Source organism: Paenibacillus sp. A3 (assembly GCF_001399685.1).
Lineage (GTDB): Bacteria > Bacillota > Bacilli > Paenibacillales > NBRC-103111 > Paenibacillus_G.
This window is the reverse complement of the sequence record NZ_JTHN01000180.1, coordinates 22,097-29,991: the sequence shown is the minus strand read 5'-3', so window position 1 is coordinate 29,991 and position 7,895 is coordinate 22,097. Positions and strand designations below refer to the sequence as shown.

Below are 7,895 nucleotides of genomic sequence, written 5' to 3'. Positions count from 1 at the left end.
ACAAAAAGACCCGCGGGCCGGTGGCGGCGTGCCCGCCCCCACGGCCTCGCGCGTCGGAGAAAGCGCCGCACCCGGGCCCGGAAACCCCAAAACAAAAAAAAAAATGGGGGGCGGCGCCGGGGGGCAGGTATAGCAAACAAAAGCGGCGGGGGGCGGGGGAAGGCCCGGGGGGGGTTTGGTGTTTATCGTCGCGCCGCTCCAAAACCGCCACTATCACCCTTACTTCTCGGTCATCTGCGACGGCATCGAGAAGGAGCTGGCCAAGCACGGCTATAAAATCGCCTTCACCTATACGCAGGAAGAGCTGAAAAAGCCGGAAATTTTGAAGCATGCCGTTCAGGACAGCCAGGTCGAGGGCTTGATCGTCATCGAGGGCATCGAGGCCAAATTATACAACCATCTGAAAAAGCACATGCGCAATGTCGTCGGTATCGACGTGTCGGACCCCGAAATTCCGACGATATCGTACGACCGGGTGGAAGCGGCGCGGCAGGCCGTTCATCATCTGATCGAGCAAGGCCACCGCGACATTTTGTTTATCGGAGGCACCGGACGCTCCGGTAAATTCGAGAAGGAGAAGCGCTACCGGGGATACCGGGCGGCTTTGGAGCAGGCGGGACTGCCGATCCGGGCGCAGCGGATCATCGACGCGGGATGGGAGCCGAACAACGCTTACAAGCTCATGCTGCGGTATTTGGACGAGCACGTTGAGGATTTGCCGACAGCGGTTTTTGCCGCAAGCGACATTATGGCGATGGCCGCAATGCGGGCGATTGCCGAGAAGGGCTACCGCATTCCGAGCGAGTTCGCCATCGTCGGCTTCGACGACAACGAACCGTCACGCTACACGATTCCGCCGCTGTCCACGATCCATATTCCGACGTACGAGATCGGTGTTGTTGCCGCAAAAACGATGCTGCAATGCATCCGCGATCCATACCCGCTGCCGATCAAAATTTTGGTGCCGTTCGAGCCGATGTTCCGTCAATCGAGCGAATGGATTTTGCCGGGAGAAGCCCCTCTCAACAACAAAAGGACAGCCGAGTGAACTTCCGCTCGGTCTGTCCTTTTTCGCTTATATCGCTTGGCCGTACACGAATTCGCCTTCGATCATCGTCCATCGGACGTTATAGTTCGCGTCCAGCAGCACCAAATCGGCGTCGGCGCCCGGCTCGATCCGCCCCTTGCCAGTCAAGCCGAGAATGCGCGCCGGCGTAGTCGAAGCCATGGCGACGGCTTCATGCAGCGGGATGCCCAGCTCTACCGTCTGGCGGAGCGCCAAGTTCATCGTGACCGTGCTGGAGGCAAGCGAGCCGTCCTGCAGCCGGGCGACGCCGTCCTTCACTTCCACCTGATGACCGCCGAACAAGTACGTTCCGTCGCCAAGCCCCATCGCCTGAAGCGCATCGGTAATCAGCACCATGCCTTCCGGGCCTTTCACCCGGTGCATCAGCCGGACGATGGCCGGATGCAGATGGACGCCGTCGACGATCGCCTGCAAGCTGACGCGTTCGTCCTCAAGCGCCGCGACGATAAGACCGGGCTCGCGATGATGAATCGGCCGCATCCCGTTGAAGCAGTGCGTCATGTGGCTGGCGCCCAGCGCGAACGCCTCTTTCGCTTCCTCGTAAGTCGCGTCAGAGTGCGCCAGGGCTACGATGATTCCTTTGGCAGCCAAATGCGCCACGAGCTCTTTGCCGCCGGGTAGCTCGGGAGCCAGCGTCACCATCTTCATCAGATCGCCCGTCTGCCGGAGGATCTCTTCCATTTCCGCGAGATCGGGATGCCGCAGGTAGCGCTCGTTCTGCATGCCTTTCCGCTTCGGATGCAAATAAGGGCCTTCCATATGGATTCCGGCAATTCCCGCTCCGGGTTCATGCCCGACGACACGCCGTACGTTCTCGATCATCGCCAGAAGCTGCTCGATCGTCGAGCTGACCGAAGTGGCCAGAAACGAAGTGCAGCCGGTTCGCACGCAAGCGCGGGACACCGCTTCGATGCTTTCTGGCGTGCCGTCCATCATATCGAACCCGTCCGCCCCGTGGATGTGGACGTCGATCATCCCGGGAATCAGCAGCCCGTCTTGGCCGTCGATGACATTCGGAGCCTCATGCCCCCCTTCCTTCACCGCGGCGATTCGCCCGTTCTCAACGAGCACGGAAGCCAGCGGCAGCACTTGATCGGCAAGCGCAACTCGAACGTTCGTTATCCAACTGTTTATCATAGGACGTACGACCTCCAAGTAGAATAGGATTCAAATCATGGCAATGATCAGGAGCATGCATCGAGCGGAAAGCTTCCGTCTCGATCGAAACACTCACGGCTTGACGGCCGTCAAAATAAACCGGCTGCACGTCGTATCGATATAGCCGTGCTTGCGAATATGAGCATGTATTTCTCTCAGGGCACTCTCATACTTCCGGACGGAAAAATCCGGAATCTGCCATGGGATCGCCTGCAGATAATAAAGGATGGCTCCGATATCGTAAAACCTGGTCTTTGTCCGTTCCTCGTCGCGGAATACGATGCGCAGCCCGGCGCGCTCCAGTCCTTCCGCCGCCACTTCAAGACGCCAATCGGCGAGCTCGAACGGCGGTGCGCCGAGCCAATCGTTGATTTCACAGTCGTTGTCTCCGCCGACCTGCTGCGTAAGGAACGTTCCGCCCGGCTTCAGGATGCGGGCGACTTCCTGCGGAGCGTACGACTCGTGACGGTTAATGACCAATTCAAATCGGGCGTCCTCCAAAGCAAGACGCTCGTCGTCTTTCACCGGCACGACCGGTACGCCCAGCGGCTTCAGCCGTACTGCGGCAACCGGGATATTCGGCTCGTAGCCTTCGGTCGCCACGGTATCCGCCGGAAGCGGCGCAAGCGAAGCGAGAAACTCGCCCCCGCCCGTGCCCATGTCCAGCAGTGACCTGACGGCGGACAGCCGTTCCCGGACGTGAACGTAATAATTCCAGCGAAACGGAAACTCCCGCATTCTTCCCGTATCGGTAAGATGCGAGAAATCCCATCCGGCAAACGATTGATCGGTCTCATTCAAGTAGTATTCGAATTCGGTTGGAGCAGGTTGAACCACCTTTTTCACCCCCGTATTTGGTTAGGAAACAAAAAAATAGCGCCGCACCGCCGCAACGCCAAAGCGTCCGACAGGCCTCGCTATTCATTATGGAGTAAAACTTCATTATATTCAACAATTATAAATTATTTCTCCTTACTAGCGTGATAACACCGGTTCACGCGTTTCCATGGGGCCAGTTCGTCCGGGAGAAGCCGAGCATCTACCTGCCAGGACAAGTAAGCCATTCCCTTCAAGCTTCGGGTCATTCCCAAGCGCATCGGTTCTTTTGATCAACTGAGCATAAATTTCCGGCTCAGTAAAAGGCCTTCCGAATTTTTGCTCGCACCAATTGATGAGCAGAGCCGCGGCCCCGGCCACATGCGGCGATGCCATGGAGGTCCCGCTAAGTTTGGCGTATGGTGGATTGGTGTACGTCGACAAAATATTAACTCCCGGCGCAACGACATCCACTTCCAGATTGGTATTCGTAAAGCATGGGAATTTCCCGTCCAAGCCGACGGCCCCTACCGACACCACTTCCGGATAAGCGCCGGGATAGCCAAACTCATTCCCAACGGGGCTGCAATCGCCTCCGCGATTGAAATCTCCTTCGTTCCCTGCGGCGCAAACAACCAGGATGTCACTGAGGACCGCATCTTGGACCGCTTTATGCAATTCAGGGTCATGTTCCGGTCCGCCCAAGGACATATTGATGACCCTGACCCGTTCGTTGTTGGGGCCTCTCCATGTCACACAGTATCGTATAGCTTGTGCAATGCTTTCATTCGTTGCGCCAAAAACGATTTGACCGTTTCTCTGAAAACGTTTCATCACTTTTAAAATGAGCAATTTGGCCCCAGGCGCCACGCCCAGTACTCCGTTATTGTTTTCTGCTGCGGCTATCGTTCCGGCTACATGTGTGCCATGGCCGCTGTAATCCGTGACATCGTCCACGCCTCCCTCGCCTTGGGCAAAATTCTGCTTGCCGATAATCCGGTCCCTCAAATCGGGATGATTTACATCGCAGCCGCTGTCAATGACAGCCACGACAACGCCTGTTCCTTTCCTGCTCTCCTCCCAAATTTCCGGCGCTTGGATCATTTTCACGCCTTCCGGAATTTCATTTGCGGCAGTGGACGTAGATTCGACCGTAAACGGAATAAAGCTGAAGTTTGGCATTCTCTGTTCCTCCGTTTCGTTTTTTGTATTAGATCAGCGCTGGCTCCGGACGAGGTTCTTCCGACCAATTGCTCCAAACAGATCATGCTTAAGAATCGGTATCCTTTCCCTTGCCCTCCCGGCTCCAAAATAACCATGCCCAGATACGGAAGCCCGGGAAACGCATCGCCGAACGTAAAATCGTGCCCGACAAGAACCGTATTCGAGCCATCGGCAGGTCTTGACTCCAAGATGTGAAGCAAACGGAGAATCCAGCCGTTATTCGATAGCTCCCTGTCGGACGTCTCCAAAAAATGAATTTTCCATTGCTTATACTCTGAAAAGGTTACCCCAGACAACTTATCGGGTTGAAGCTCCCGAACTCCATTCAGCACTTTTTCAGGATCAAGAAAAAGCTTGATTTCGTATTGAATTTTGCCGTTCGATGTCATCGTCTTATCACCTGATTCCTAACCTTCATATTCTGGAAATCAGCTGCCGCAGATCGGGACGGTTTCCAATTCTCTGGGTTCGCGGACGGGAAGTCGCATCCTGCTGGGGAGACCCGGTGCTTCGCAGCAGTTCTCTAGCCTGCTTCGGATTTAGAAGGGCTCTTCCGCCGGCACGCAATATCCCTTGCAGGCAGGCAATAACCCCAACCACGATCGGAGAAGCACTGGAGGTCCCGCTGAATACATCGGTGTACCACTTATTCTCGTCGTTTCCGCTTTGCAAATCACCGTATCCCGTCGAGGAGACTTCTCTGCCCCACGCTTGAGCATCCATGATTTGCCCATAATTCGAAAAATCCAAACGCGACCGATCCGGACCGTGATTGCGTCCATGCGTTCCTTCGGGCGGGGCTCCGGCTCCGATAACCACCGCTCCTGAGTCTCGATTGTTCCGATTGAACGGGTTGGTCCAGGTTGAAGGGAATCCGGCGGAAGGGGTATTATAAATCGGATCGTCCAGATTTTCTCCTCCGTTCCCCCCGGCTTCAACAACAATAATTCCGCGACTGGTTGCGAATTTAATCGCCTCGAAATCGTCCGGCCACCATTCGATCGGAATAAAGCCTTGTTGCCCGACCCCCGTAGCGCGAGGGCCCGGCCGATGAAGCTCGATTAGAATAATATCGCCCGGATTAAGCATGTTCGCCGCTTGCACAATCGCAGTGGAGGAATTCGCATTTCCTTGGGAATCAAAGATGGATATGGCCCGGACCTTGGCATCCGGACATATTCCCGTGACGCCAAACGCGTTTTGGTCGCCGCTCATCACCCCGACTACCGCTGTTCCGTGATTTCTCCAATGCAAGTCCCGTTTGGGCACACCTCCAGCAACGCCGCCCTGATTTTGTCCGAGATCTTCGTGCGTAAACTGCCAGGCTCCCTCAATATCGATAATGTTGACTCCGGCTCCCCGCCCCCCAGGCCGTGTCCACGCGAATAAGGCGTCGACTCCCCCGGGAGCAGGTTGAAGATACTTTTGCCGCGGCGTCAAATCGGGGGAGGCCGGCAATTCGTTCATCGTTTCCACGCTTAACTGCGCAGGCTCCGCATCCGGCTTTATAAAAGCCGCCTCGACAAAGTTTTCCTTCCGAAGACGTTCGGCCAACTGCTCCAATTTTTCTTCGGGCGCCATTACCCTATAATATCTTGACAAATCAGAGCGGCTGCGGTCGAGTTCGGAAGGAACCGCATTCCCATCAACTCCGGTCAATTCAAATACCGGCTGAAGGGACGCGCCCTCGGACGAAAGCACCTCCAACAAATCAACGGCAGGCGGGGTTTCTGCAGAGACCCGTCCTTCTCTAAATTGGAAATCACTTTCAGTTTTTGTTAAAACAACAAGCTGACGGCCCACATAAACACCTCCAGATTTTTATTTTTGCCTGTACCCTTGATAAATTTCGCTTCCAATGAAGAGCCTATACCATCTAAATTTTAGTAGACTGCCGCGGAACCAATACCAAAAAGCCGACATCGAAGGATTTCCGACATCGGCTAAGTTTTATATGACAAGCCGTTTGATTAAATCTTCGGCTTATAAAATCGGCGACAGCAGCCGGGTCACCGACTCGCGCGCACGGTGAAAGCGCGGACGGCTGTAATACCGCTCCAGCGTCAATTCCGTGCAGTGCTTCAAATCGTCCTCAAATATTTTTTTCAGCTTGGACGCGGTATTTCCCCCATAGATCAAAGCATTGACTTCAAAATTGAGCTTGAAGCTGCGGATATCGATATTGGCCGTTCCGACGGAACCGACTTTGCCGTCAGCTACAATCGTCTTGGCATGAATGAAGCCCCGGTGATACAAGCAGCACTTGACACCGACATCGAGCAGATCGCCCAGATACGAGAACGACGCCCAATACACGATTTTATGATCGGGTACGGCAGGAAGCATAATTTTGATGTCGACCCCGGACAACGCGGACATCTTCAACGCATTCAGCAGACTTTCGTCGGGAATAAAGTACGGCGTCTGCAAATAAACGGACTCCTTGGCAGAGTTGATCACTTTAATATAGGCGTTCTTGATCTGCTCCCGGTCATTGTTGGGCCCGCTCGACAAAATCTGTACCCCTGCGTCCCCCTCGTGGGTCGGCAGAGGGAAATACTCCTCGATCGGGTTCAGCTTGTTTCGTGAAGCCAGATTCCAATCCATAATGAACTGCGCCTGCATCTGCAGGACGGAGCTGCCTTCGATTCGCAGATGCGTATCCCGCCACGGACCGAAACGCGAGTCCAACCCCAGATATTCGTCCCCGACGTTAAACCCGCCGATATATCCGCATATTCCGTCGATAATCGCCAGCTTGCGGTGATTCCGGAAGTTCAGCCGCATGTTCACATACGGAATGCGGGACGGGAAAAAGGCGGAGGCCTGCCCGCCCGCCGCGAGAAGCGGCTTGAAGAAATGCCTGGATAATCCCGCGCACCCGATATCGTCGTATAAAAAGCGAACCTGCACGCCTTCCTTCGCCTTTTCGCTGAGCGCGGAGATCAGCCTCCGGCCCAATCCGTCGTCCCGGACGATGTAATACATCAGATGAATGTGATGCTTCGCCCCGGCGATCGTCTCGAAGAGCGAGTCGAATTTGCGGTTGCCTTCCGTAAAAATATTGATCCGGTTATCCTGCGTAAAGAAGGCGTAGCCGTTCTGCAAATTCATATAGATCATATCATGGTAATGTTCCATGACCGGATCGTGATATTCAATCCGGCGCATGGCGACCGCTTCAATCTGCTTCTCGACCAGCAGCGCCATGTTGTGCAGCTGCGCTTCCTGCGCTTTATAAATTTTTCGCTTGCTAAGGTTTTGTCCGAACAGCAAATAGACGACGAATCCGATCCCCGGCAAAAACAGCAGGACCATCAGCCACGCCCACGTGACTCCGATATTTCGTCGCTCCAGGAAGATGACGGCAAATGCAAACATGATGTTGATAAACGAAAGCACGAAGTACAAATTTCCGAAGATGTTCAAGCTGCCAGCCACCTTTTTCACTGCCTAGCGGACCTTATGGTCCTCTCATTGTAGCATTCGACCTTAACCTAAGCAACCGGGTAGAGCCGTCGCTGCAGATTGAAAACATGCCCGAAAAAGCATACAATAATCGTTGATCATCATTCATTTCATTATTATCGGATCGGTTTGGAGGAGCGGA

General features: G+C 54.6%; 6 protein-coding genes. 1 reads left to right on the top strand and 5 read right to left on the bottom strand.

Annotated features, from left to right (window positions below; all coding sequences use genetic code 11):
- Positions 1–178: 178 nt before the first annotated feature.
- Positions 179–1,048, top strand: coding sequence for a substrate-binding domain-containing protein (locus QJ48_RS25550; RefSeq protein WP_054976234.1), 870 nt, complete (start codon positions 179–181; stop codon positions 1,046–1,048).
- Positions 1,049–1,075: 27 nt separating this feature from the next.
- On the opposite strand, the gene nagA is transcribed toward QJ48_RS25550, so the two are convergent.
- The 5 genes from nagA to cls form a co-directional block, all read right to left on the bottom strand.
- Positions 1,076–2,224 carry an N-acetylglucosamine-6-phosphate deacetylase gene (gene nagA, locus QJ48_RS25545; protein ID WP_054976233.1) on the bottom strand — a complete coding sequence of 383 codons (1,149 nt, stop codon included), beginning with the start codon at positions 2,222–2,224 and terminating at the stop codon, positions 1,076–1,078.
- Between the two features lie 93 nt (positions 2,225–2,317).
- Positions 2,318–3,082: a class I SAM-dependent methyltransferase gene (locus tag QJ48_RS25540; RefSeq protein ID WP_054976232.1), complete on the bottom strand. Its 765-nt coding sequence runs from the start codon at positions 3,080–3,082 to the stop codon at positions 2,318–2,320.
- A gap of 138 nt (positions 3,083–3,220) precedes the next feature.
- A complete protein-coding gene (locus QJ48_RS25535; protein ID WP_054976231.1) occupies positions 3,221–4,243 on the bottom strand; it encodes a S8 family peptidase in 1,023 nt (340 codons plus the stop codon).
- A 456-nt stretch (positions 4,244–4,699) separates the two neighbouring features.
- A complete protein-coding gene (locus QJ48_RS25525) occupies positions 4,700–5,866 on the bottom strand; it encodes a S8 family peptidase (protein ID WP_237763061.1) in 1,167 nt (388 codons plus the stop codon).
- Positions 5,867–6,268: 402 nt separating this feature from the next.
- Positions 6,269–7,714: a cardiolipin synthase gene (gene cls / locus QJ48_RS25520; protein ID WP_054976228.1), complete on the bottom strand. Its 1,446-nt coding sequence runs from the start codon at positions 7,712–7,714 to the stop codon at positions 6,269–6,271.
- Positions 7,715–7,895: the final 181 nt, after the last annotated feature.

What these genes read in the sequence shown, in the direction of transcription:
- nagA (WP_054976233.1), bottom strand. Translation starts at nt 2,224, where the DNA reads ATGATAAACAGTTGGATAACGAACGTTCGAGTTGCGCTTGCCGATCAA.
- QJ48_RS25535 (WP_054976231.1), bottom strand. Translation starts at nt 4,243, where the DNA reads ATGCCAAACTTCAGCTTTATTCCGTTTACGGTCGAATCTACGTCCACT.
- QJ48_RS25525 (WP_237763061.1), bottom strand. Translation starts at nt 5,866, where the DNA reads ATGGCGCCCGAAGAAAAATTGGAGCAGTTGGCCGAACGTCTTCGGAAG.